This window comes from Demequina sp. NBRC 110056 (assembly GCF_002090155.1).
In the GTDB taxonomy this organism is placed as follows: domain Bacteria; phylum Actinomycetota; class Actinomycetes; order Actinomycetales; family Demequinaceae; genus Demequina.
On sequence record NZ_BBRM01000007.1, the window covers coordinates 49,366 to 73,587 of the forward strand.

21 protein-coding genes are annotated in these 24,222 nt (G+C 69.2%); 14 read left to right on the forward strand and 7 right to left on the reverse strand.

Annotation, left to right across the window (positions count from 1 at the left end):
* Positions 1-26: 26 nt before the first annotated feature.
* The 5 genes from B7K25_RS11785 to rpmH are packed head-to-tail and all read right to left on the reverse strand — an operon-like array spanning position 27 to position 2,379.
* The gene (locus B7K25_RS11785; RefSeq protein ID WP_084106268.1) at positions 27-515 is read right to left on the reverse strand and encodes a R3H domain-containing nucleic acid-binding protein; all 489 of its coding nucleotides are present in this window, start codon (positions 513-515) and stop codon (positions 27-29) included.
* Positions 512-1,564, reverse strand: coding sequence for a membrane protein insertase YidC (yidC, locus tag B7K25_RS11790; protein ID WP_084106269.1), 1,053 nt, complete (start codon positions 1,562-1,564; stop codon positions 512-514). Before yidC ends, B7K25_RS11785 begins: the two co-directional genes overlap by 4 nt.
* Before the next feature lie 8 nt (positions 1,565-1,572).
* Positions 1,573-1,896, reverse strand: a complete 324-nt coding sequence (gene yidD, locus B7K25_RS11795; RefSeq protein ID WP_084106270.1) for a membrane protein insertion efficiency factor YidD — start codon at positions 1,894-1,896, stop codon at positions 1,573-1,575.
* Positions 1,893-2,219, reverse strand: a complete 327-nt coding sequence (gene rnpA / locus B7K25_RS11800) for a ribonuclease P protein component (protein WP_371328307.1) — start codon at positions 2,217-2,219, stop codon at positions 1,893-1,895. The genes yidD and rnpA overlap by 4 nt, the downstream gene beginning before the upstream one ends.
* Before the next feature lie 22 nt (positions 2,220-2,241).
* Positions 2,242-2,379, reverse strand: a complete 138-nt coding sequence (gene rpmH / locus B7K25_RS11805) for a 50S ribosomal protein L34 (RefSeq protein WP_084039018.1) — start codon at positions 2,377-2,379, stop codon at positions 2,242-2,244.
* Between the two features lie 239 nt (positions 2,380-2,618).
* Here rpmH and dnaA point away from each other — a divergent pair, with 239 nt between their 5' ends.
* The 8 genes from dnaA (at position 2,619) to B7K25_RS11845 (ending at position 13,533) form a co-directional block, all read left to right on the forward strand.
* The gene (gene dnaA / locus B7K25_RS11810; RefSeq protein ID WP_234988238.1) at positions 2,619-4,022 is read left to right on the forward strand and encodes a chromosomal replication initiator protein DnaA; all 1,404 of its coding nucleotides are present in this window, start codon (positions 2,619-2,621) and stop codon (positions 4,020-4,022) included.
* A 400-nt stretch (positions 4,023-4,422) separates the two neighbouring features.
* Positions 4,423-5,550 carry a DNA polymerase III subunit beta gene (dnaN, locus tag B7K25_RS11815; protein ID WP_084106272.1) on the forward strand — a complete coding sequence of 376 codons (1,128 nt, stop codon included), beginning with the start codon at positions 4,423-4,425 and terminating at the stop codon, positions 5,548-5,550.
* Between the two features lie 5 nt (positions 5,551-5,555).
* Positions 5,556-6,716, forward strand: a complete 1,161-nt coding sequence (gene recF, locus B7K25_RS11820) for a DNA replication/repair protein RecF (protein ID WP_084106273.1) — start codon at positions 5,556-5,558, stop codon at positions 6,714-6,716.
* Positions 6,709-7,287: a DUF721 domain-containing protein gene (locus B7K25_RS11825; protein ID WP_084106274.1), complete on the forward strand. Its 579-nt coding sequence runs from the start codon at positions 6,709-6,711 to the stop codon at positions 7,285-7,287. The genes recF and B7K25_RS11825 overlap by 8 nt, the downstream gene beginning before the upstream one ends.
* On the forward strand, positions 7,284-8,060 hold the full coding sequence (locus tag B7K25_RS11830; protein WP_084106275.1) for a phosphotransferase: 777 nt from the start codon (positions 7,284-7,286) through the stop codon (positions 8,058-8,060). Before B7K25_RS11825 ends, B7K25_RS11830 begins: the two co-directional genes overlap by 4 nt.
* Before the next feature lie 131 nt (positions 8,061-8,191).
* On the forward strand, positions 8,192-10,204 hold the full coding sequence (gene gyrB / locus B7K25_RS11835; protein WP_084106276.1) for a DNA topoisomerase (ATP-hydrolyzing) subunit B: 2,013 nt from the start codon (positions 8,192-8,194) through the stop codon (positions 10,202-10,204).
* Between the two features lie 46 nt (positions 10,205-10,250).
* On the forward strand, positions 10,251-12,845 hold the full coding sequence (gyrA, locus tag B7K25_RS11840; protein ID WP_084106366.1) for a DNA gyrase subunit A: 2,595 nt from the start codon (positions 10,251-10,253) through the stop codon (positions 12,843-12,845).
* Between the two features lie 202 nt (positions 12,846-13,047).
* Entirely contained in the window at positions 13,048-13,533 is a 486-nt protein-coding gene (locus tag B7K25_RS11845; protein WP_084106277.1) for a hypothetical protein, read from the forward strand.
* A gap of 13 nt (positions 13,534-13,546) precedes the next feature.
* Here the strand turns inward: B7K25_RS11845 and B7K25_RS11850 are convergent, their stop codons facing one another.
* Positions 13,547-14,929: an MFS transporter gene (locus B7K25_RS11850; protein WP_084106367.1), complete on the reverse strand. Its 1,383-nt coding sequence runs from the start codon at positions 14,927-14,929 to the stop codon at positions 13,547-13,549.
* 83 nt (positions 14,930-15,012) lie between these two features.
* Here B7K25_RS11850 and B7K25_RS11855 point away from each other — a divergent pair, with 83 nt between their 5' ends.
* The 6 genes from B7K25_RS11855 (at position 15,013) to B7K25_RS11880 (ending at position 21,700) form a co-directional block, all read left to right on the forward strand.
* Positions 15,013-16,026, forward strand: coding sequence for an alpha/beta hydrolase (locus B7K25_RS11855; RefSeq protein WP_084106278.1), 1,014 nt, complete (start codon positions 15,013-15,015; stop codon positions 16,024-16,026).
* Positions 16,023-16,685, forward strand: a complete 663-nt coding sequence (locus B7K25_RS11860) for a ThuA domain-containing protein (protein ID WP_084106279.1) — start codon at positions 16,023-16,025, stop codon at positions 16,683-16,685. The genes B7K25_RS11855 and B7K25_RS11860 overlap by 4 nt, the downstream gene beginning before the upstream one ends.
* Positions 16,682-17,452 (forward strand): glycerophosphodiester phosphodiesterase family protein, encoded by a 771-nt coding sequence (locus B7K25_RS11865; RefSeq protein WP_084106280.1) that lies wholly within the window; start codon positions 16,682-16,684, stop codon positions 17,450-17,452. The genes B7K25_RS11860 and B7K25_RS11865 overlap by 4 nt, the downstream gene beginning before the upstream one ends.
* Positions 17,453-17,650: 198 nt before the next feature.
* Positions 17,651-18,103, forward strand: coding sequence for a Fur family transcriptional regulator (locus B7K25_RS11870; protein ID WP_234988261.1), 453 nt, complete (start codon positions 17,651-17,653; stop codon positions 18,101-18,103).
* 30 nt (positions 18,104-18,133) lie between these two features.
* A complete protein-coding gene (locus B7K25_RS11875) occupies positions 18,134-19,651 on the forward strand; it encodes a catalase (protein ID WP_084106281.1) in 1,518 nt (505 codons plus the stop codon).
* Between the two features lie 606 nt (positions 19,652-20,257).
* Positions 20,258-21,700 (forward strand): SulP family inorganic anion transporter, encoded by a 1,443-nt coding sequence (locus B7K25_RS11880; RefSeq protein WP_144019000.1) that lies wholly within the window; start codon positions 20,258-20,260, stop codon positions 21,698-21,700.
* 42 nt (positions 21,701-21,742) lie between these two features.
* Here the strand turns inward: B7K25_RS11880 and B7K25_RS11885 are convergent, their stop codons facing one another.
* Positions 21,743-24,118: a bifunctional lysylphosphatidylglycerol flippase/synthetase MprF gene (locus B7K25_RS11885; RefSeq protein WP_084106282.1), complete on the reverse strand. Its 2,376-nt coding sequence runs from the start codon at positions 24,116-24,118 to the stop codon at positions 21,743-21,745.
* Positions 24,119-24,222 lie beyond the last annotated feature (104 nt).

The following is a 24,222-nucleotide window of genomic DNA, read 5'->3' on the forward strand; positions in this document are numbered from 1 at the left end:
TCCCCTTGTTTCACGTGAAACGTCGGTCAGGACGCCGGCAGCACGACGACGTGACGGTGCGGGTCCTCGCCCTCGGACTCCGACGAGAGGCCCGCCTCGAGCACCACGTCGTGCACGACCTTGCGCTCGAAGGCGTTCATGGGGGAGAGGGAGACGGATTCGCCGGTCTCCTGGACCTTGGCGATGGCCTCGCGGGCCTGCTCGGCAAGGCGCTCACGACGACCCGCGCGGAAGTCGGCGATGTCGAGCATCAGTCGGCTGAGCTCACCGGTCTCGGACTGCACCGCGAGTCGAGCGAGGTCCTGCAGCGCGTCGAGCACCTCGCCGTCCGGGCCGACCAGACGCTTGAGGTCCTGGCTCGGTCCATCTGCGATGATCGCGACCTTGGCGCGGCCTGCCTCGACCGAGATGTCGATGTCGCCGTCCATGTCGAGGATGTCGAGCAGCTCCTCGAGGAAGTCAGCGGCGACGTCCCCCTCGGCCTCGAGGCCCTTGCCGTTGTCGGTGTCGCTCATGACTTGTCCTTGTCTGACGGGGTGTCGTCGCCTTCGGGAAGGTCGACCGTGGATTCTGAGGCGTCGGCCGCAGCGCCGTTGCCCGGAGTCTGTGCAGGGCCCTTCTTGCGCTGGGCTCGTGAACCACCCTTCTTGGGCTGCTGACGCTGGCCGGTCTTGGACGCCTCGATGACGGTCGTGTCGACGCCCGTGCCCTCGATGACCTGACCCTTGCGCTTGGCCTTCTCCGCCTGGCGAGCCTTGAGCTGGCGCTCAGCCTCGGAGCCCGGCGTGGGATTGCGCCTGATGACGTAGAACTGCTGACCCATCGACCACAGGTTGGTGGTGGTCCAGTAGATGAGGACACCCACCGGGAAGTTGGGTCCGGTGATGACGAAGATGAACGGCAGCGCGTACATGAGGATCTTCTGCTGCTGCGCCATAGGGCCCTCGAGCGCCGCGGCCGGCATGTTCTTCTGCGTCAGCTGGCGCTGGGTGAGGAACGTGGTCGCGACCATCGCGACGATCAGGACGGCGGACACGATCTTCGCCGAGGCGCCCTCGGAGCTCAGGAACGTCTCCGACAGCTGCGCGCCGAAGATGGTGGCGTCGTGCGCCTCGCCGGCGAGCTCAGCGGTCAGCAGACCGATGGGCTTGGCCTGGTCGGTGCCCTCGATGCGGTAGTTGAGCACCCGGAACAGCGCGAAGAAGATCGGCGCCTGCACCAGGATCGGCAGACACGAGGCGAAGGGATTCGTCTTGTGCTTGGAGTAGAGCTCCATGGTCTCGCGCGACATCGCCTCGCGAGAGGCCTGGTCCTTCTTGCCCTTGTACTTGTTCTGGATCGCCTTGAGCTCGGGCGCGATCACCTGCATCGCGCGCGACGCCTTGATCTGCTTGACGAACAGCGGGATGAGCATGATGCGGATCGTGACCACGAGGCCGACGATCGACAGCGACCAGGCCCAGCCCGACGCGCTATCCATGCCGAGGGTGGTGAACAGCCAGTGCCACAGCACCATGATGTTCGCCACCACCCACTCAAGGGGGAAGAGGATCGTATCGAGCACAGCGGTCCTTACGTTGTGGTGAGAGACGCGTGGGCGTCGGGGGAAGAGTGACGGTGGCGGCGGAACAGCGGCTCGCCAGTGGCGGGGACATCATCGACCCCGCCGTGGCTCCAGGGATTGCAGCGCAGGACGCGCCACACCCCGAGAGCGAAGCCCTTGATCGCGCCGTGGCGACGCACGGCCTCGAGACCGTACGCCGAGCACGACGGGTAGTACTTGCAGCGCGGTCCGAGCAGGGGAGAGACCCCGAGCTGGTAGATCCGGATGATTCCTATGATTACCAGGCGTGGAACCGCGACGGCGGCTGCGATGACGCGACGCGCGGGGGTCATGCCAGAGCGGCCTTGCGCTGCGCCGTCGCCAGGGCGTCGACCACGTCGCGGCGGAGCCGATCGAAGTCGACGTCCGCGGAACGCGGAAGCGCGCGGATGACGACCGCGGCACCCGTCGGAAGCAGGGGCAGCTGCTCGTGCATGATCGCTCGCAGACGCCTCTTGACGCGGTTGCGGATCACTGCACCTCCCACGGCCTTGGATACAGCGAAACCGGCCATGCTCTCAGCCTGGCCGGTTTGGCTCACGTAGACGACGACGGTAGGCCGGCCGCTCCTGGATCCTTGGCGCATCGCGGCACTGAAGTCCGCGGCCGCCGTCATCCGGGAACGGGCCGGCAGCACCTTACGCCGACAGCTTGTCGCGGCCCTTGCGGCGGCGCGATGCGAGGATCGAGCGGCCCGCACGGGTGCGCATGCGCAGGCGGAAGCCGTGCGTCTTGGCGCGCTTGCGGTTGTTCGGCTGGAAAGTCCGCTTGCTCACGGGTCACTCCACAAAAGTCTTCTGGGTACGGTCAGAACAGCGCACTAACGTTACGCGCGTGCGAGCTCAGGGTCAAATCGCATCGCGCGCATTGGACGCACGCTCCGAACAGGATAGGCTCCACCATCACGGGCTCGCGACCTGTGAGCGACACGCCGCGGGACCGGTAACGAACAGGTGACACTGTCTCAACCGCCTGTGCAGAACCATGTGGACAACGCCGCAGAAGAGGAGCGTCGATGGCCGTTCAGCCCGGCACCGAGTCGATGGACGAGGTGTGGACCCGAACGCTGACGGTCCTGGGAGAGGATCCCGACGTCACGGCGCAGCACCGGAGCTTCATCCGCCTCATCAAGCCTCTGGCGATCGTCGAGAACAACGTCTTCCTCGCCGTGCGCGAGGAGTTCACCAAGAACTACGTCGAGAACACGATCCGCGACCTGGTGACGCGTGCGCTCACCGAGTCGATCGGCCGCGAGGTGCGCATCGCCGTCACCGTCGACGCCTCCGTGAACCCTCCAGAGCCGACCGCCCGCGAGGAGGAGGTCGACGTCGCTCCGCCTCCTCCGCAGCCACGTCGCGAGGTGGCTCCGCCTCCCGCCGCGATCGAGGATCCTCACCTCAACCCGCGGTACACCTTCGACACGTTCGTCATCGGCTCGTCCAACCGTTTCGCGCACGCCGCGGCCCTCGCGGTCGCCGAGTCGCCGGGCAAGACGTACAACCCGCTCTTCATCTACGGCGACTCAGGTCTGGGCAAGACGCACCTGCTCCACGCGATCGGCCACTACACCCGGCACCTCAAGCCTCAGACGCGCGTCCGCTACGTGAACTCGGAGGAGTTCACCAACGACTTCATCAACTCGATCCGCGACGACCAGTCGCTGAGCTTCAAGCGCCAGTACCGCGAGGTCGACGTCCTCCTCATCGACGACATCCAGTTCCTTCAGGGCAAGGAGCAGACGCTCGAGGAGTTCTTCCACACCTTCAACGCTCTGCACAACGCGGGCAAGCACGTCGTGATCACCTCCGATGTGAGCCCGCGCAACCTCGACGGGATCGAGGAGCGGATGAGGACCCGCTTCGAGTGGGGCCTCATGACGGATGTCCAGCCGCCCGACCTCGAGACCCGCATCGCGATCCTCCGCAAGAAGGCCGCCGCTGATGACGTGCAGGCACCGTCGGACGTGCTCGAGTACATCGCCTCCAACATCACCAGCAACATCCGCGAGCTCGAAGGCGCGTTGATCCGTGTGACGGCGTTCGCGGCGCTCAACAAGCAGCCCGTCGACCTCAGCCTCGCGCAGGTGGTCCTCAAGGACCTCATCTCCGACGACGACTCCGAGATCACCGCGTCGGCGATCATCGGCACCACCGCGGACTACTTCGGCATCTCCATGGAGGAGCTGACCGGCACGAGCCGCAGCAGGGTCTACGTCACCGCGCGCCAGATCGCGATGTACCTGTGCCGCCAGCTGACGGATCTCTCGCTGCCCAAGATCGGCGAGCACTTCGGCGGCAAGGACCACACGACGGTCATGTACGCGGTCAAGAAGGTCGAGGACCAGATCGCTCAGCGTCGCCAGATGTACAACCAGGTCAACGAGATCCACGCGCGCATCAAGCAGCAGTCGCGCGGCTGACCTATCACTCGCGCCCACCCGGGTTCAAGGGTGTGGTACGAACTTCACACCTGTGGAAAAACCTGTGAATGCCCGTGGATGGCACGCGTGGTCCACAGGGAACAACTTGTGGAACATCTCGCGGCGGCTGTGAACGACAAGAATTCCTCCACGTCCCGAATGACACGATCCCAGGGCTCGTCCCCAGGGTCCTCACATCCACGATCGCGGGAATACCAGGAATTCTTGTCGTTCTCCCCAGTTTCCACGTCGCCTATGACTACTCCTCACTCTTGTCATTCACGATCCGGCTCATGGGACCTTCATGACGCATTGCGCCCCGGGCCCCGGCCTGTCGCCCAGGCCACTTCCAATGTGGGAGCGTTGGCGTAGTCTGTGCGACAGCAATTGAGGAGCGTCCATGAAATTCTCTGTCGACCGCGACGTGCTGGCCGATGCCGTCGCTTGGGTCTCGCGTGCCGTGCCGGCACGCCCGCCCGTGCCGGTGCTCGCTGGAGTGCGCATCACCGCGGACTCGTCGGGCGAGGTCTCGTTGGCAAGTTTCGACTACGAGGTGTCGGCGCGAGGGACGTTCGCTGCTGACGTCGACCAGGCCGGCGAGGTGCTCGTGTCGGGGCGTCTGCTCAAGGAGATCGCCAACGCGCTCCCGCACAAGCCCGTGGACTTCTCGCTCGATGGCTCGAAGGTCTCGGTGACCTGCGGCGCCTCGCGCTTCACGCTCGCGACCATGCCCGTCGACCAGTACCCGGCGCTGCCCGAGCTCCCGGAGCACTCGGGCACCATCGATGGCACCGAGTTCCAGCGCGCGGTTGCCCAGGTGACGGTTGCCGCGTCGCGTGACGAGACCCTCCCGATCCTCACCGGAGTGCGGATGGAGATCGAGGGCTCGCACATCTCGCTGCTCGCGACGGACCGCTACCGCCTTGCGCTGCGCGAGCTCACCTGGAAGCCCTCCAGCTCGGACGCCTCCGCTGTCGCGCTCGTTCGCGCGCGCACCCTCGGCGACACCGCGAAGGCGCTCGGCGCCGGCGAGGTCACCGTCGCGCTGAGCTCGGGCCAGGGCGTGGACCTCGTCGGGTTCGAGGCTGCCGGGCTCACCACCACGTCGCTGCTCATGGACGGTGACTACCCGCAGGTTCGCCGCCTGTTCCCGGATGAGAGCCCCATCACTGCCGTCGTCAAGACCACCGAGCTGATCGAGGCGACGCGACGCGTGTCGCTGGTCGCCGAGCGCAACTCCGCGGTGCGACTCGCGTTCGACGAGGGTGAGGTCACCCTCGACGCGGGCCAGAGCGATGACGCCCAGGCGTCCGAGGCGCTCGAGTGTGAGCTGTCGGGCGACCCGATCACCGTCGCGTTCAACCCGCAGTACCTGCTCGACGGCCTCGGCGCGCTCAACGCCGAGTACGTGCAGCTGGGCTTCACCCAGGAGACCAAGCCGGTCGAGTTCGTCGGGCTGGACAAGCCGGGCGGCGAGACGCAGTCCGACTTCCGCTACCTCCTGGTTCCCATCCGCATCCAGTCGTAGCGCCGATGCGCGTCACGCACCTGCATCTGGTCGACTTCCGCTCCTATGCGGATCAGGAGATCGAGCTCGGGCCGCGCGTCACCACCCTCGTCGGGCGCAACGGGCAGGGCAAGACCAACGTGGTCGAGGCCGTCCGTTACCTGTCCTCGCTCTCGAGCCACCGGGTGGCAGCGGATGCGCCGCTGATCCGCGCCGGTGCGGAGCGCGCGGTGGTGCGCGCCCGCGTCGAGAAGTCCGGCAGGTCGCTTGCGCTCGAGGTGTCCCTCAATCCCGGCAAGGCGAACACGGCTCGCATCGGCCGCGCGGCGGCCAAGCCTCGCGACCTCCTCGGCGTGCTGCGCACGGTGGTCTTCGCTCCCGAGGACCTCGCCCTCGTCAAGGGTGATCCCGCCGGCCGGCGCGCGTTCATGGATGAGCTGTGCGTGGCGCTCCAGCCTGCGCTCGCCGGTGACATCGCCGACTACGACCGCGTGCTCCGGCAGCGGTCGAGCATGCTCAAGACGGCCAAGAATGCCCGCGGCGACCTGACGATGCTCGACATCTGGGACGAGAAGCTCGCTCACCTCGGCGGTCGCATCCTCGCCGCGCGACTCCGTGCAGTGCGCGCGCTGGCTCCCCACGTCACGGACGCCTACGCGGCCGTCGCCCCTGGCGGCGGCGACTGCTCGATCTCCTACGCGACCGCCCTCGCCGAACAGGACGACTGGGACGAAGAGGCGACGGCCGCCACCCTCGCATCGGCCCTGCTGTCCCGGCTCCAGGAGGTGCGAGCCAAGGAGCTCGAGCGCGGGGTGACCCTCGCTGGACCCCATCGCGATGATTTGGAGGTTCGCCTCGGCGACCTCCCCGCGAAGGGGTACGCGAGCCATGGCGAGTCCTGGTCGTGCGCGCTCGCTCTGCGACTTGGCACGTACGAGCTGCTGACCGAGGACGGCGGACCTGACGATGACGAGGACGGCGAGCCGGTGCTCATCCTCGACGACGTGTTCGCCGAGCTCGACTCGGGCCGCCGCGACGCGCTCGCCGCGCGCCTTGCCGACGCCAGCCAGGTTCTCATCACGGCGGCCGTCGCCTCCGACGTCCCCGCGGCGATGGTCGGCGAGGTGCTGACCGTCGCCGAGGGCCGGGTCAGCAGGGCCGATGCGGAGGCTGGGTCCGATGGCTGACTCGCCCGAGGCGCGTGACGGCACGGGCGGTGACGAGCCGGCGACGCGGAGGCAGGACCCAGCGGCCGCGGCCAAGGCTGGCGCCGACCTGGCGCGGGAGGCGATGGAGCGAGCCCGCGCATCGGCCCGCGAGCGGGGCGCGTATCGGACTGCGCCCAAGGCGGCGCGCAAGGATCGCGACGAGAAGCGCCGCTCCTCGCAGCCGTTCAGCCCGGGTCGGGACCCGGAGCCGATGTCCGATGCCGTGAACGCGCTGCTCCGACGCATGGGGTGGACCGAGCAGATCGAGGTGTCCGGGGTCACGGGTCGCTGGCGGGAGGTCGTGGGCGACCAGATCGCCGACCACTGCGAGCCGCTGAGCTTCGACGAGGGCGTGCTGACGGTCAAGGCGAGCTCGACGGCGTGGGCGACGCAGCTGGGCATCATGTCCGGGCAGATCCGTCACCGCATCAACGAGGAGTTCGGTCGCGAGATCGTGCGCGACCTCAAGGTCCTCGGGCCGACGGCGCGGTCGTGGGTGCGCGGCCAGCGCAGGGTGCCGGGCCGCGGGCCGCGGGATACGTACGGATGAGCGAGTGGATCGAAGGTACGGAGATCGCGCGTGGTGCGACCGCAGTTGTCCGCCGCGGGCGCCCCGGCACCGTAGTCAAGACCATGAACTCGACGGTTCCGGAGATCGTCGCCGAGCTCGAGGTGCGCGGTACTCGGGCGGCCATGGAGGCAGGGTTGCCCGTCGCAGCGCTGCTCGACGCCGACCTCGAAGCGCGTCCGCCGCGGCTCACCCTTCAGCACGTGCCCGGCCAGCACCTCGTCGACCGCGCCAGCGAGATCGGCCACCGTGCAGTCGGTGAACTCCTCGCGGAGCTGCTCGAACTGGTCCACGCTGCCGACCCCGGTGACGCGATCCCTGCCGAGGATTTCCTCGGCCACCAGATCCGGGGCGCGGACATGCCTGAGTCGGTCCGCGCATCGGCGCTGATGGACCTCGAGAGACTCACGGCCGGAGCCGACCGCACGCTGTGCCACATGGATCTGCACTCGCACAACGTCATCTGGGACGACGGCCCTGTCATCATCGACTGGACCAACGCGATGGCCGCCCCTTCGGCCGCGGACCTCGCCAGAAGCCGGCTGCTCCTCGAGACGGAGAGACACTCGGGCCCACCTGAGGCATGGCCGGCCCTGGACGAGGAGCTGGAGGGCCTCACGTCTCGCGCTGAGGCACAGAGGCAAGGCATCCTTTCCGCCTCGCGCGCCTGGGACCGAGTGCTGGCGGCGGCGCGGCTTGACGAGTCGCCGGGGCCTGCAGAGCGCGCCGCTCTACTCGCGGCGCTCGCTGGCTGAAAAACCGCTACCCACGGTTTCTCCCCAAACGGCCTCCAATAGCCCCAGATCGGCCCTAGAACCGTCTAGAATGGACCGCAGTACACCGCGTCCCGTCTGAGGCCGCGAGAGTCCCGTGAAAGGCGAAATCTGTGGCCGAGAACGACGCACAGGCATCTCAGCCTGCCTACGGCGCTGAGAACATCACCGTTCTGGAGGGCCTCGAGGCCGTCCGCAAGCGTCCGGGCATGTACATCGGCTCGACCGGTGAGCGCGGCCTGCACCACCTGGTCTACGAGGTGGTCGACAACTCGGTGGATGAGGCCCTCGCGGGTCACTGCGACACCATCACCGTGACCCTGCAGCAGGACGGCGGCGTGCGCGTCACCGACAACGGCCGCGGCATCCCCGTCGACATCCACCCCACGGAGGGCAAGCCCACCGTCGAGGTCGTCATGACCATCCTGCACGCGGGCGGAAAGTTCGGCGGCGGTGGCTACGCGGTCTCCGGCGGCCTGCACGGCGTCGGCATCTCGGTCGTGAACGCGCTGTCGAAGAAGGTCGAGACAGTGGTGAAGCGCCAGGGCCACGTGTGGTCGCAGACCTTCGCCGACGGTGGCAAGCCCCAGGGCACGCTCATCAAGGGCGACGCCACCGAGGACACCGGCACGCAGCAGACCTTCTGGGCCGACGACGCGATCTTCGAGACCACGGTCTACGACTTCGAGACGCTGCGCGCGCGCTTCCAGCAGATGGCGTTCCTCAACAAGGGACTGTCGATCACGCTGACCGACGAGCGTCCCGAGCACATCTCCGTCTCCGACGACGTCGAGGCCGAGGGCGACGAGGATGCGCCTACGTCGCGCTCGGTCACCTACCGCTACGACGGCGGCCTGGTCGACTACGTCGCGCACCTCAACGAGACCAAGAAGGCCGAGCTCGTGCACCCCGAGGTCATCTCGCTCGAGGCGGAGGACACCGAGAAGAAGGTGTCCCTCGAGATGGCGATGCAGTGGACGTCCGCGTACTCGGAGTCGGTGTTCACCTACGCGAACACCATCGCGACCACCGAGGGCGGCACCCACGAGGAGGGCTTCCGCGCGGCGCTGACCTCGCTGGTCAACCGCTACGCGCGCGACAAGTCGATCCTCAAGGACAAGGACGACAACCTCACCGGTGACGACGTCCGCGAGGGACTCACGGCGGTCATCTCCGTGAAGCTAGGCGAGCCGCAGTTTGAGGGCCAGACCAAGACCAAGCTGGGCAACACGGAGGCGAAGACCTTCGTCCAGAAGGTGGTGGGTGAGCAGCTCACCGACTGGTTCGACGCGCACCCGAACGAGGGCAAGGAGATCATCCGCAAGGCGATGCAGGCCTCGCAGGCGCGCATCGCCGCCCGCAAGGCGCGCGAGGCCACCCGCCGCAAGGGCCTGCTCGAGTCCGGCGGCATGCCGGGCAAGCTGCGCGACTGCTCGTCGAAGGACCCGAGCATCTCCGAGATCTTCCTCGTCGAGGGCGACTCAGCCGGCGGCTCCGCGGTCCGCGGGCGCAACCCCGCGACGCAGGCGATCCTGCCGCTGCGCGGCAAAGTGCTGAACGTCGAGCGCGCGCGCCTCGACAAGGCCCTCGCCAACGCCGAGATCCAGGCGCTGTTCACGGCGTTCGGGTCGGGCATCGGCGACGAGTTCGACCTCGACAAGTCGAGGTATCACAAGATCGTGCTGATGGCCGATGCCGACGTCGACGGCCAGCACATCCGCACCCTGCTGCTCACCGTGCTGTTCCGCTACATGCGACCCCTGATCGAGGCGGGCTACGTCTATCTTGCTCAGCCGCCGCTGTACAAGATCAAGTGGTCCAACGCCGACCACGACTACGTGTTCACCGACCGGGAGCGCGACGCCGTCCTCAAGGATGGCCTCGCGAATGGCAAGAAGATCCCGAAGGACAACGGCATCCAGCGCTACAAGGGTCTGGGCGAGATGGACTACTCGGAGCTGTGGGAGACCACCATGGACCCCGAGACCCGCACCCTTCTTCAGGTCACCATGGACGACGCCGCCCTCGCGGACGAGACCTTCTCCATCCTCATGGGAGAGGACGTCGAGTCCCGCCGCAGCTTCATCCAGCGCAACGCGAAGGACGTGAGGTTCCTTGACATCTGAGATCCACAACCATGGCCGCATCGACCAGGTCGACCTCAATGTCGAGATGCAGCAGTCGTACCTCGACTACGCGATGTCCGTCATCGTCGGTCGCGCGCTCCCGGATGTGCGCGACGGCCTGAAGCCGGTCCACCGCCGCGTCATCTACGCGATGTACGACGGCGGCTACCGCCCGGACCGCGCGTTCTCGAAGTGCACGCGCATCATCGGCGAGGTGATGGGCAACTACCACCCGCACGGTGACTCCGCGGTCTACGACACCTTGGTCCGCATGGTCCAGGACTGGTCGCTGCGCTACCCGCTCGCGGACGGCCAGGGCAACTTCGGCTCGCCCGGCAACGACCCCGCCGCCGCCCACCGCTACACCGAGTCGCGCATGGCGCAGATCGCCATGGAGATGGTGCGCGACATCGACGAGGACACCGTCGACTTCCAGGACAACTACGACGGCCGCACCCAGGAGCCGTCGGTCCTGCCCTCGCGCTTCCCCAACCTGCTGGTGAACGGCTCCGCGGGCATCGCGGTCGGCATGGCCACGAACATCCCGCCGCACAACCTCCGCGAGGTCGCCGACGGCGTGCAGTGGGCGCTCGACCACCCCGAGGCCAGCCGCGAGGAGCTCCAGGACGCGCTCATCGAGCGCATCCAGGGACCGGACTTCCCCACGGGCGCCATGATCCTGGGCCGCAAGGGCATCGAGGACGCGTACCGCACGGGCCGCGGCTCGATCACCATGCGCTCGATCGTCAACGTCGAGGAGATCCAGGGCCGCCAGTGCCTCGTGGTCACCGAGCTGCCGTACCAGGTGAACCCCGACAACCTCGCGCTCAAGATCGCCGAGCTCGTCAAGGACGGCAAGGTCGGCGGCATCGCTGACATCCGCGACGAGACGTCGGGCCGCACCGGCCAGCGCCTGGTCATCGTGCTCAAGCGCGACGCCGTCGCGAAGGTCGTGCTGAACAACCTCTACAAGCACACGCAGCTCCAGGACACCTTCGGCGCGAACATGGTCGCGCTGGTCGACGGCGTTCCCCGCACCCTGCCCATCGACTCGTTCGTGCGCCACTGGATCACCCACCAGATCGAGGTCATCCAGCGCCGCACCGCGTTCCGCCTCGCGAAGGCCGAGCGCGAGGCCCACATCCTGCGCGGCTACGTCAAGGCTCTCGACCAGCTCGACGAGGTCATCGCCCTCATCCGCCGCTCTCCGACGGTCGACGAGGCTCGCGAGGGCCTCATCAAGCTCCTCGACGTCGACGAGGTCCAGGCGAACGCGATCCTCAACCTGCAGCTGCGCCGCCTCGCGGCCCTCGAGCGTCAGAAGATCGAGGCCGAGTATGCCGAGCTGATGGAGAAGATCGAGGACCTCAAGGACATCCTCAGCAACGAGCCGCGTCAGCGCACCATCGTGTCCGACGAGCTCGCCGCGATCGTCACCAAGTTCGGCGACGAGCGCCGCACCGAGATCTCTCCGTTCGACGGGTCCGTCGACATCGAGGACCTCATCGCCGAGGAGGAGGTGGTGGTCACCATCACCCGCGGCGGCTACGCCAAGCGCACTCGCTCGGACCAGTACCGGGCGCAGAAGCGCGGCGGCAAGGGCGTGCGCGGCGCGACCCTGCGCAGCGACGACATGGTCGACCACTTCTTCGTCACGACCACGCACCACTGGCTGCTGTTCTTCACCAACCTCGGACGCGTCTACCGCGCCAAGGGATACGAGCTTCCCGAGGGCGGCCGCGACTCGAAGGGTCAGCACGTCGCGAACCTGCTCGCGTTCCAGCCGGGCGAGGAGATCGCCCAGGTGCTGGACCTCAAGAGCTACGAGGACAAGCCGTACCTGGTGCTCGCGACCAAGCGCGGTCTCGTGAAGAAGACCGACCTCACCGCGTACGACTCGAACCGCACCGGCGGCCTCATCGCGATCAACCTGCGCGACGTGGAGGACGAGGACGGCGAGGTCCACCCCGACGAGCTCGTGTCCGCGCGTCTCGTCGGGCCCGAGGACGACCTCATGCTGGTCTCGCGCAAGGGCCAGTCGCTGCGCTTCCACGCGACGGACGCGGAGATCCGCGCGACCGGCCGCGCGACGTCCGGCGTCAAGGGCATGAGCTTCCGCGGCGAGGATGAGCTGCTCGCGCTCGACGTCATCGACGCGTCCGTGCCGGACGCGGAGGAGCTGGGTGTCTCCGACGCCTCCGACGAGGACGCCGCCGAGGTGGCGGCCGATGCGGGCGGTCCGTTCTCCTTCGTCGTCACCGGCAACGGGTTCGCGAAGCGCACGGCGGTGTCGGCCTGGACGCCCAAGCACCGTGGCGGCCTTGGCGTGAAGGTCGCCAAGCTGACCGAGGAGCGCGGCGACCTCGTGGGCGCGATGCTCGTCGACGAGTCCGACGAGGTCCTCGTGATCATGGCGTCGGGCAAGGTCATGCGCTCGACGGTGTCCGAGGTGCCCGCCAAGGGCAAGGACACCATGGGCGTCACCTTCGCCAAGCCGGCGAAGGGCGACACGATCATCGGCATCGCCCGCAACGTCGAGCGCAAGCTCGACGACGAGGACGAGGCCGGGGAGGCTGCGGAGACCGAGGCCACGGCCGAGTCCGCCGAGACCCCCGCATCGGCGCCCACCCCGGAGTCCTGACCCGCGCGACCCCCGGCGCGCCGAACCGCGCCCGGGGGTGCTGCAGGCTCACCCGAGCCCATCGCCCCGGCCACCATCGGAGCCTGAGCGCGGCAGCGGTGGATCGGTGTCGATCCTCCACGTCGCGCGTCTCTTGATGGTGGGTGAGCGCCGGCCCTAGAGTCATCCCAGGCCGCCGGTCGGCCCAACGAGGGGGTGGGCTGTGGCGGCGGGGAACCTGCTGGGACTTGCGGTGATCGCGCTGTGGGTCGTCGCGATCATCGCGGCGATCGTGGGTGGCATCACGCTGATCGTGCGCCGCCGGCGAGCGCTCGGCATCGGCATCCTCGCGACGGGCGCGATCCTGCTGCTCGCTCCGGTCGCGTGGGTCGCGTGGCTGTTCTACGGACCCGACATGCGGACCACGCTCGAGAGCAACGGCCTCGAACCGAGAGCGGTCTACTTCGAGGCCGACGTGCGCCACGAGCGGCTCGCCTACGACGGCTCGGCCACGCACTTCCGCTACTCGGGCGGTAGCGAGCGCCTCTTCGACGAGCTGTCCGAGGCCTACCCCGAGGGCCGCGTCGACGGTGACGCCTGGATCGTGGCGATCGACGGCACCACCTTCATCGTGGAGCCGTCGCCCGGGCTCGACGGAGGGCCCGTCCAAGCGGACATCTTCCTTCTGACTCCGACGGAAGCGGACTGAGGACCACGGCCGATCAGGAGACCGGCGCGCCCCTGTCCGCTGGAGTCCGCACGAAGCTCAGCAGCACCAGGCCCAGCGCCACGACGGAGATGACGCCAAGCGTGCCCCAGATGGTCGCCCCGAAGATCGTGATGGTCAGCGCCCACATCGCGGGCGCCATGAACGACGCCGCACGCCCGGTCGTCGCGTACAGGCCGAACATCTCGGCCTCGCGGCCCGCGGGCGACACCCGCGCGAGCAGCGAACGCGACGCCGCCTGGGCGGGTCCGACCATGCCCGACAGCAGCAGCCCGCACACCCAGAACACGGAGGTGCCGGCGCCGTGGAAGACGACGATGACGATGCCGGCGCCCACGATCACCGCCAGCGCCAGGATGATCACGCGGCGCGGGCCCCACGAGTCGTCGAAGCGTCCGAAGATGATGGTCGACACGCCCGCGATCAGGTTGGCCGCGATGCCGAAGATGATGACCTCCTGGTCGGAGAACCCGAACGCGACCGCCGCGATGATGGCACCGAAGGTGAACACCCCCGCGAGCCCGTCCCGGTAGACCGCGGAGGCGAGCAAGAACCACAGGGTCGAGCGCGCATCGGCCCACAGGCCCTTGAGGTCGCGCCACAGGATCGCGTACCCGCGCAGCAGGCCGACGGTCGGGCGCTGGGAGCCGCGCGACTCGGGGACGAAGGCGAACAGCGGCCACGCGAAGATCAGCGTCCACACGGCGCAGCCGACCGCGATGAGCCGGTACGCCATCCCGTTCGAGGTGTCCATGCCGAACCAGTCGAACGTGTCGAGCAGCACCACGATGACCAGGGCGACGATGCCGCCCATGTAGCCCAGGCCCCAGCCCAGTCCGGAGACGCGGCCCATGGTGGAGGGCGTCGAGACCTGCACCATCATCGCGTAGTAGTTGACGTTGGCGATCTCCGCGATGATCGAGCCCAGCGCGATGAGGCCGGCTCCCAGCCAGAAGGCGTCGGGCGTCGCCTCGACGAAGTACAGCCCGCCCACGCAGGCGACGAGCAGCAGCGTGGTGACCCCGAGCCAGGACTTGCGTCGCCCGGCGGCGTCCGCGCGCTGGCCGAGCACGGGTGCGAGCAGCGCGACCAGCACGCCGGCGGCGGTGATGCCCCAGCCGAGCGACGCGGTCAGCCCGTCGATGGCGCGGTCGTACTCGGGGTCGCCCTCGCCCAGCGCCGCGATGGCCGGATCGATGAAGCTGTCCGACGTCAGGTACAGCGCCGTGAAGACGAAGGTGATGATGACCGAGTTGAACGGCTGCGTCGCCCAGTCCCACAGGGCCCAGGCCCACACCTGCTTGCGCGGCGCGCGGTCCGCGTCGGGGTGTCCCGGCGCATCCGCGACCGAGGGCAGCACGTCGTCGTGGTCGCTCATGGTCACAGCGTGCCCTACCTCGGTGAACGGTGGGTGGCGGGCGCGCCCGAGGGAAACGCTTGGGTGAGGGCTAGCATCGGAGGATGGAACCGATCAGCGCCGATGCGGTGGCCTCCGAGGGTGCGACGCGCGCGCCTCTCGGCTGGGTCGAGGACGTCCTGCCGGGCTACGAGGCGAAGGACCTGGGTGCGCCGACTGCGTACCCGGCTCGCGCCGATGGCGAGCTCGCCCGCACGCTCGTGCGCCGGGTCGACCTGCCGGAGCAGGTGTGCGGCGTCGCGTTGGTGGTGCACGGCTACAACGACTACTTCTTCGGCGTGCACCTTGCCGATGCGCTCGCTGATGCGGGCTGCGCGGTCTACGCGGTCGACATGCGACGCGCGGGTCGATCGCTGCGCGAGGGCAACCAGGCTCACCACCTCGATCACATCGCCGAGCTGGGCGAGGACATCGGCGACGCGGCACGCGCGGCGGTGGCGGACGCGCACGAACGCACCGGGGCCGACCTCCCCCTCGTCGTGCACGCCCACTCGACGGGCGCTCTGGGGGCAGCGGTCTGGGCGCACGACGCACCGGATCCAGCCCTCGCCGGGCTCGTGCTCGACGGTCCGCTCTTCGGACTGCCCATGACCGCGTGGCAGGCGGCGGCGATGCGCATGGTGCCGAGCCTCGCCCGCGTGCGCCCCCGCCAGGTGGTCGTGCCGGCGCCCTCGCCCTACACGACGGGCCTCATCGAGCGGGGCTGGGACTTCGACACGCGCTGGAAGAGCCCCGCGGGTGTGGGGGCGACGGCGGGGTGGCTCGCGGCGACGCGCGCCGCGCGGCGGCGAGTGGCCGGCGGGCTCGACATCCGTGTGCCGGTCCTCGTGGGCAGCGCCGACTCCACGGGGCCCGACCGGCTCGACAACCCGCGTCACGGAAGCCAGGACACGGTGGTCGACGTCTCCGCGATCGAGGCCTACGCCCCCGGCATCGGAGAAGACGTCGAGCTGCTGGTGGTGCCGGGAGCCATCCACGACCTCGCGCTGTCCGCCGACGAACCGCGCGCGGTGTACCTCGAGGCGGTCCGCGCCTTCGTCATCCGGGTGCTGTCGTGAGCATCGTCGTCGCCTACGGAGGCCACGCCTACGCCGACGCATGGCACGACTTCGCGGGGATCGCCGCTGCCGTGATGCGCCCGCTCGAGCAGTACGGCTCGGTCGACGTCGTCGACGAGATCGAGCGGGCACTCGTGTCGCTGCACCACGACGCGCCCGAGCTGCTGGTGATGTGCGCGGGCATCGGTCCCGACGGCGGGCCGTCGCGCGAGGCGCGCGGCGCGCTCGTGCACTACGTCGAGGGCGGCGGCCGGCTGCTCGCCCTGCACTCCGTCGCGACGTCCTTCGCGGGATGGCACGACTGGGAGCGGCTGCTCGGCGGCCGGTGGGTGCGGGACGTGTCCTCCCATCCTCCCTTCGGCAGCGGAGTCGTGGACGTGTCCGGTGCGGACGCGCGCTCCTTCGAGATCGAGGACGAGTTCTACGAGGATCTTCGCGTCGGCGACGTCGAGGTCATCGCGACGCACGCGGATCGCCCCATCGCGTGGCGGCACGAGGTGGGACAGGGCCGGGTCGTGTACGACGCGCTCGGCCACACGCCGGCGACGTACGACAGCGCTGGCCGGCGGGCGCTGCTGCACGACGAGCTGGTGTGGCTCGGGCTGCGCCCGCGGTCATTCGACGCGAGTGCGGCGTCCGTGGATAAGGTGCAGGAGTGAGCCCTCGCCACCCGTACTTCGACAACGGCGGCAAGCCGGTCGCGCTCGCCCACCGAGGCTTCTCGCTCGAGGGCCTCGAGAACTCGATGAAGGCGTTCCAGGCCGCCGTGGACCTGGGCTATCGCTACCTCGAGACCGACGCGCACGGCACGAGCGACGGCGTCGCGGTGGCGCTGCACGACGAGACGCTCGACCGCACCACCGATGCGACCGGCGCGGTCTCCGAGCGTGACTGGTCGACGGTGCGCAGCGCGCGCATCGGCGGGGTCGAGCCCGTGCCCAAGCTCGAGGACGTGCTCGGGACGTGGCCCGACGTCCGGGTCAACATCGACGTCAAGGAGGTCTCGGGCATCGAGCCCGTCGCCGCGGCGATCGAGCGCACGCGTGCCCACGACAGGGTCTGCCTGGGGTCCTTCTCGGCCGACCGGAGGCGCGCGACGCTGAAGCTGCTGTCGCGGCCCGTCGCCACCCCGGCCGCCGAGCGCGAGGCCATCGCCTGGTGGATCGGCACGTGGTTCGGCGCCAAGGCCGACGCGTCGCTCGGCGACGTGGACGCCCTCCAGATCCCGTGGCGCAACGGCCCCTTCCCCTTCATTGGCCGGCGCCACGTGAAGGCGGCCCACGCCGCCGGTCGCGAGGTGCACATCTGGACCGTGAACCGCCGCGACCACATGGAGCACCTCCTGGACATCGGCGTCGACGGCCTCGTCTCCGACCGCGCGGACATCCTCAAGGACGTCCTCATCGCGCGCGGCCAGTGGGCGTAGCGCCCGCACGCGCGTCGAGCGGTGGCCGGGACCCAGGTCCCGGCCTGCACGCTCGCCCCGTTCGTTGTCCGGGTGATGACCACCTCGCTCCCCCACGCCGGCCGCGGGCCTGAGCGCGCATCGGCCCCACCGGGCCGCGCACCACGCGCCTCCTTTGTTTTGACACAGTCAAAACAAGCGCGTACCGTGGATGCCGTGATCGAGACCACCACCCCCGACGCCGCGGCCTTGCTGCGCGAGGCCGGGCTGCGGGTCACCGACACCCGCGTGGCGGTCATCGCCGCGCTCGCGGACATGCCGCACTCGGGAGCCGATGCGGTGGTCGCCCGGGTCGAGGCCACCCTCCCCACCACGTCGCGCCAGGCCGTCTACAACGTCCTGAACGACCTCGCCGCCGCGGGCCTCGCCCGCCGCATCGAGCCCGCCGGCCAGCCCGGCCTCTACGAGCTTCGCGTGGGCGACAACCACCACCACATCGTGTGCCAACGATGCGGTGCGGTCGCCGACGTCGATTGCGTCACGGGCCACGCGCCCTGCCTGACGCCCAGCCAGACCAGCGGCTTCGACCTCGCCGAGGCCGAAGTCACCTTCTGGGGCATCTGCTCCGACTGCAAGGCCCTCACGGTCGACGCGGTCGTGGCGGCGCCCTGACACGTCCCCTCTGTCAACAAAGGAGTCATCGTGACCGAGAAGTTCACCACCACCAACGCCGGTGCCCCCGTCGCGTCGGACCAGCACTCGCAGACCGTCGGCAACGACGGCGTGACCGCGCTGACCGACCACTACCTGGTCGAGAAGCTCGCCCAGTTCAACCGTGAGCGCGTCCCGGAGCGCGTGGTGCACGCCAAGGGCGGCGGCGCGTTCGGCACGTTCACCGTCACGAACCCCGACATCGCGAACTACACCCGCGCCGCGCTCTTCCAGCCCGGCGTCGAGACCGAGATGCTGGCGCGCTTCTCCTCGGTGGCCGGCGAGAACGGCTCGCCCGACACGTGGCGCGACCCCCGCGGCTTCGCGCTGAAGTTCTACACGACCGAGGGCAACTACGACCTCGTCGGCAACAACACCCCGGTGTTCTTCATCCGCGACGGCATCAAGTTCCCCGACTTCATCCGCTCGCAGAAGCGCCTGCCCGGCACCCACCTGCGCGACAACGACATGCAGTGGGACTTCTGGACCCTGCAGCCCGAGTCCGCCCACCAGGTGACCTGGCTCATGGGCGAGCGCGGCCTGCCCCGCTCGTGGCGCGAGATGCAGGGCTATGGCTCGCACACGTACCAGTGGATCAACGCCGAGGGTGAGCGCTTCTGGGTGAAGTACCACTTCAAGAGCCAGCAGGGCGTGCACGGCCTGTCGATCGACGAGGCCGCGCAGCTCGCGGGCTCGGACGCCGACCACCACATCCGCGACCTCTACGAGCACATCGACGAGGGCGACTTCCCGCGCTGGGACCTCAAGGTGCAGATCATGCCCTACGAGGACGCGAAGACCTACCGCTTCAACCCGTTCGACCTCACCAAGGTGTGGCCGCACGGCGACTACCCGCTGATCGACGTGGGCGTCATGGAGCTCAACAAGAACCCCGAGAACTACTTCGCCCAGATCGAGCAGGCGACGTTCGCCCCGTCGAACTTCGTCCCCGGCATCGGCCCCTCGCCCGACAAGATGCTCATGGCGCGCATCTTCTCCTACGCGGACGCGCACCGCTACCGCGTGGGCACCAACCACGCCGACCTGCCCGTGAACTCGGCGCACGCCGCGAGCCCCCACGGCCACTCGTACGCGAAGGACGGCGCGATGCGCTACTCGTTCGCCTCGTCGGACACCCCGGTGTACGCCCCCAACTCGCGCGGCGGCGCGCACGCCGACGCCGAGCGTGCCGGTGACGCGGGCAACTGGGAGTCGGACGGCTCGATGGTGCGGGCGGCGGCCACGCTGCACGCCGAGGACGACGACTTCGGCCAGGCCGGAACCCTCTACCGCGAGGTGTTCAACGACCAGCAGAAGGCGCACATCCTCGAGCAGATCACCGGCCACGTGGGCGCGGTGAAGTCGGACGACATCCGTGAGCGCGCGATCCAGTACTGGACCAACGTGGACGCGGATCTGGGTGCGGCGCTGCGCGCCAACCTGGCCGACGAGGGCGCGCCGGTCGAGGCCGGCGAGCCGGGCACCGGCTGGGAGCCGGCGAACGTCTGACGGAGAATCCCTGCGATGTAGTCGCGCGAGCCGCCGAGACCTGGCACACTGATGCGCAGGATCTCGGCGGCGAGCGCCGGCGAGCATCGCACCAGCCACCGGCTGTCGCTCTGACGCGACACCACCGGTCATCGACCATCGGCCGGGCCGCCCCACCCCCCTAGGACGGTCCGGCCGATGCATGTCCGCACCTGGCCCCCTCTCCATGAAAATGGACCCACTTTCGTCGACTACTGGCCGTTCTCGATGAAACTGGGCCCACTTTCGTCGGAGGGGGACAGCGACGGGGTCCCGCGGGACCGTTCGGAGGGCCGATGCGGGGGTCGGGTACCCTTGACCCGGCCACAGGCGGCCGCCACGCACGAGCCCGGGCCTTCGCCCGGGCTCTCGCCATGCCAGCGCATCGGCGCTGCTGAACCCCCACCGCCCCCGACCGCACTGGCGCACGGACATCCGCCGCTCCACCCGCCTGCCGAGGACATGATGACTGCCACTCCTGAGAACGACTCCGCCAGCGCATCGGCCGACCGGACCGCTGACCGTACGGCGACCGGTGTGCCTGACGTGACCCACGGTGGTGAGCTGTGGCGGTTGTCGTCGTGGCGGATGCCGCTGTCGCGCTACCGCACCGAGCTGGTGTCGGGACTGATGGTGGCGCTGGCGCTGATCCCTGAGGCGATCTCGTTCTCGATCATCGCGGGCGTGGATCCGCGGGTGGGGCTGTTCGCGTCGTTCACGATGGCTGTGGCGATCGCGTTCCTGGGTGGCCGTCCGGCGATGATCTCCGCGGCGACGGCCGCGGTGGCGTTGGTGGTGGCGCCGCTGGCCCGTGAGCATGGGCTGGACTACCTGATCGCAGCGGTAATCCTCGGCGGGATCCTGCAGGTGCTGCTGGCGGTGCTGGGCATCGCGAAGCTGATGCGGTTCATCCCGCGGTCGGTGATGATCGGCTTCGTCAACGCGTTGGCGATCCTGATCTTCATGGCGCAGCTGCCGCACCTGACGGACGTGTCGTGGGTGGTCTACGTGCTGGTCGCGGTGGGGTTGGCGATCATCGCGTTGCTGCCGCGCCTCACGCAGGTGGTTCCCGCGCCGCTGGTGGCGATCGTGCTGGTGACGCTGGTGACGGTGATCTTCGCGATCGCGGTGCCGACCGTGGGTGACGAGGGTGCGCTGCCCGAGGGCCTGCCGACGCTGTTCCTGCCTGATGTGCCACTGACGATGGAGACGCTGCGCATCGTGTTCCCCTACGCGCTGGGCGTGGCGCTGGTGGGTCTGCTGGAGTCGCTCATGACCGCCAAGCTCGTCGACGACATCACCGACACCCACTCCGACAAGACCCGCGAGGCGTGGGGTCAGGGCGCGGCCAACGTCATCACCGGGTTCTTCGGTGGCATGGGTGGCTGCGCGATGATCGGCCAGACGATGATCAACGTCAAGGCCGGCCGGGCGCGCACCCGCCTGTCGACGCTGGCCGCGGGCATCTTCCTGCTGATCTTGATCCTGACCCTGGGTGACGTGGTCGCGATGATCCCCATGGCCGCGCTGGTCGCGGTGATGATCTACGTGTCGTGGGCGACGTTCGACTGGCACTCGATTCGCCTGTCGACCCTGAAGCGGATGCCGCGTTCGGAGACCGCGGTCATGGTCACGACCGTGGGCGTCGTGGTCGCCACCCACAACCTGGCCTACGGTGTGGTCGCCGGCGTGCTGCTCGCCTCGGTGCTGTTCGCCCGCCGCGTCGCGCACCTCGCGACCGTCACCGGCGCGGAGCCCGTCGACGGCGAACGCCGCTACGAGGTCTCCGGCGAGCTGTTCTTCGCGTCCTCGAACGACCTGTACTCACAGTTCGACTACGCCGGCGACCCCGACCGCGTGGTGATCGACATGAGCCGCTCCCACGTGTGGGACGCCTCCACCGTCGCGGCGCTGGACTCCGTGGTCTTCAAGTACGCCCAGCACGGCAAGGAGGCCCGCATCGAAGGCCTCAACGAAGCGTCCGAGCAGTTCCACGGACGCATGACCGGGCACCTGGGCGCAGGCCACTGACCCACCGCCAGGAGCGCCGATGCGCGTGCTGGGCTCGCGCCGTCAGTCGCCCGGGTGCGCGGCGGCCCGGATGAGGTCGGTCGCCGTCGCGTCCGGCAGGTAGGCGCGCAGGATCGCGACCGTGATCGCCGGCAGGCGCGCCTCGTCCCGGTACAGCAGGTACATGGGCACGTGCTCGGGCTTGAACTTCGCCTTGAACCGCTCGAGGCTCGTGAAGCCGTAGTACGGCTCCATGCGGTCGGCCAGGATGTCGAGCAGCCGCTCGACGCTCGACTCCACCTCGCCCGAGTACGACAGCGGGGCGCACGACAGCGAGATGAACTCGTAGCCCGCCTCCTTGAAGTCGAGGGCGGTCTGAGCGATGAGGAACTCCATCACTCCGCCCATGACGCCGTCGTCGAGGCGACGCTTCATGATGTCGATGGTCCAGCCCACGACGTCGCCGTCGCGGTACACGGGCATCCAGCTGGTCATGCCGTGGACGGTGCCGTCCTCGTCGACCGCGATGTGCATGACGACGTTCGGGTCGGCCGCCTCGTCGAGCCCGCCGAGCGTGAACTCCATCTCGGGCAGCGACTTGTCGCCGGCCCATTGCGCCTCGATGGCCTCGAGCTGGTCCTTGAGTCCGCGCGGCGCCTGCGCGAGCTGCACGGCCCGCATGGTGACGCCCTCGCGGTTCGCGCGGTTGAGCGAGGAGCGCACGTCCTGCCAGGCCTTGCCCTTGAACTCGAGGTCGGGCAGGTGGATGACGGTGTCCTCGGCGACCTGGATCGCCTTGAGGCCCTGCTGCGCGAGCGCCTCGCGCAGGCCCGGGCTGACCGCGAAGTAGGCCTCGCGCCAGCCGCGCGCGCGGCAGTGCTCCGCGAACTCGGTCGCGTGCGCCGCCACGGCGTCCGTGCCGCCCGCCGGATCGCCGAGCACGACCGCCGTGTTGCCCACCAGCTTGAAGCCCCACGCCGCCTCGCCGTCCTCGCTCACCCAGTGCGTGATGCCGGGCCAGCGCGCCATGTAGCCGATGCTCGACATTCCGGTGCGCTCCACCTGCAGCTCGATGAAGCGGTCGCGCGCCTCGGCGACGTTTTCGGGCCTGCGCGAGGTCAGCAGCAGGCCGGCGATCGACACCGCGATGATCGCGTACCAGAGCAGGCCGATCACGGACAGCAGCACGCGCGCCGCGGTGGTCTCCGGCTGCAGACCGTCGTCCGAGTCGCCGAGGATGCGGGAGAACGACGTCGCGAGCGCCTCGCTCCACGTGGGCTGGTGGTCGAACGACGAGCCGAGCGCCATGATCGCGGCCGTGGTGCCGACCATCACGGCGGCCGCGGCGATGCCGATGCGGCGCCAGATCCGCGCCCGCGCACCCTTCGCCCCGCGCACCGCGAAGTGCTTGCGGCCCACGAGCAGGACCACGAAGAGCGCCACCTCGAGGCCGTAGTCCACCCAGAAGCTCGCCGAGGTCTCGCCGACGAGGATGGCGGCGCTGCCGGCGAGCACGACGAAGCCGGTGCCGACGACGACGAACCACCACGCGAAGCGGCTGCCGCGGTGGATGGCGAAGGCCAGCAGCAGCTGGATGATCGCCCAGCCGACCTCGCCGAGCATCGTGTAGTCCGACACCTCGGGGTGGCCGAACGACAGCAGGCCGCCCTCGCCGGGCCACACGCGCGCCAGCAGCGACTGCAGCGCGCTGAACGCGAGGATGATCGCCGCGACGTCGCGCGTCTCCTGCCCGCCCCAGTGCAGCTGCGGGCGCTCGTAGGCGCGTCGCACGGCCCACGGTCCGACCGCCAGGCCCGCGGCGAAGGCCACGGCGTGCGTGAGATCCCAGATCTCTCCCGCCCACAGGATCATCGCGATCGAGTACAGGATGCCGATGAGGCGCACGCGCCGGCGCCACAGCAGCGGCAGCGCGGCCGTCATCGCGCCGATCGCTCCGAACGCCATGTTGGAGGCGCCCACGTCGAGCACGTCGCCGAGCTCCTGGGCCCACTCGAGGGAGGTCCCCTGGAGCGACCAGAGGATGCCGGCGACGGTCAGCACCGCGACGATGTGGCATCCGACCGTGACGGCCGCCATGCGCAGGAATCCGTAGCGGCTCTCGAGGAACCCGGCGCCGACCACGAAGAGCCCGATGATGAGCGGGTACATCCACGGTGTGGGGCTGATGAGCACGCCGCCGAGGATCGTCCACCAGCGGCCCTCCTCGAAGGCCGGCAGTCCCCAGCCCCACGTGTCGAGCAGCCCGGAGTCCTCCGCGGGCGTCCACAGGGCGCCCGAGACGATGCCCCCCACGAGGATGAGCGCGGACAGCGCGAGCGTCCCCGGTGCGGACCGCACGAGGGCCCAGATGCGGGCGACGAGCGAGGGCTCGGAGGCCTCATCGTCGGCGACGGACGGCGTGGCAGGTGCGTTCCCCATGGTGACAAGGTACCGAGCCGAGGGGGCAGCGTGACGGACAGGCGCGCATCGGCCCTCACCTGGGACTCTCGCCAATGCCGCGCGACTCAGGTACCGTGGTGCGA

Excerpts from the sequence above, each read along its gene's own strand:
- B7K25_RS11785 (WP_084106268.1), bottom strand. The coding sequence starts at position 515 with ATGAGCGACACCGACAACGGCAAGGGCCTCGAGGCCGAGGGGGACGTC.
- B7K25_RS11880 (WP_144019000.1), top strand. The coding sequence starts at position 20,258 with ATGCCGCTGTCGCGCTACCGCACCGAGCTGGTGTCGGGACTGATGGTG.
- gyrA (WP_084106366.1), top strand. The coding sequence starts at position 10,251 with ATGCAGCAGTCGTACCTCGACTACGCGATGTCCGTCATCGTCGGTCGC.
- B7K25_RS11885 (WP_084106282.1), bottom strand. The coding sequence starts at position 24,118 with ATGGGGAACGCACCTGCCACGCCGTCCGTCGCCGACGATGAGGCCTCC.
- dnaN (WP_084106272.1), top strand. The coding sequence starts at position 4,423 with ATGAAATTCTCTGTCGACCGCGACGTGCTGGCCGATGCCGTCGCTTGG.
- recF (WP_084106273.1), top strand. The coding sequence starts at position 5,556 with ATGCGCGTCACGCACCTGCATCTGGTCGACTTCCGCTCCTATGCGGAT.
- B7K25_RS11855 (WP_084106278.1), top strand. The coding sequence starts at position 15,013 with ATGGAACCGATCAGCGCCGATGCGGTGGCCTCCGAGGGTGCGACGCGC.
- B7K25_RS11830 (WP_084106275.1), top strand. The coding sequence starts at position 7,284 with ATGAGCGAGTGGATCGAAGGTACGGAGATCGCGCGTGGTGCGACCGCA.
- B7K25_RS11850 (WP_084106367.1), bottom strand. The coding sequence starts at position 14,929 with ATGAGCGACCACGACGACGTGCTGCCCTCGGTCGCGGATGCGCCGGGA.
- yidD (WP_084106270.1), bottom strand. The coding sequence starts at position 1,896 with ATGACCCCCGCGCGTCGCGTCATCGCAGCCGCCGTCGCGGTTCCACGC.
- dnaA (WP_234988238.1), top strand. The coding sequence starts at position 2,619 with ATGGCCGTTCAGCCCGGCACCGAGTCGATGGACGAGGTGTGGACCCGA.
- B7K25_RS11825 (WP_084106274.1), top strand. The coding sequence starts at position 6,709 with ATGGCTGACTCGCCCGAGGCGCGTGACGGCACGGGCGGTGACGAGCCG.
- rnpA (WP_371328307.1), bottom strand. The coding sequence starts at position 2,219 with ATGACGGCGGCCGCGGACTTCAGTGCCGCGATGCGCCAAGGATCCAGG.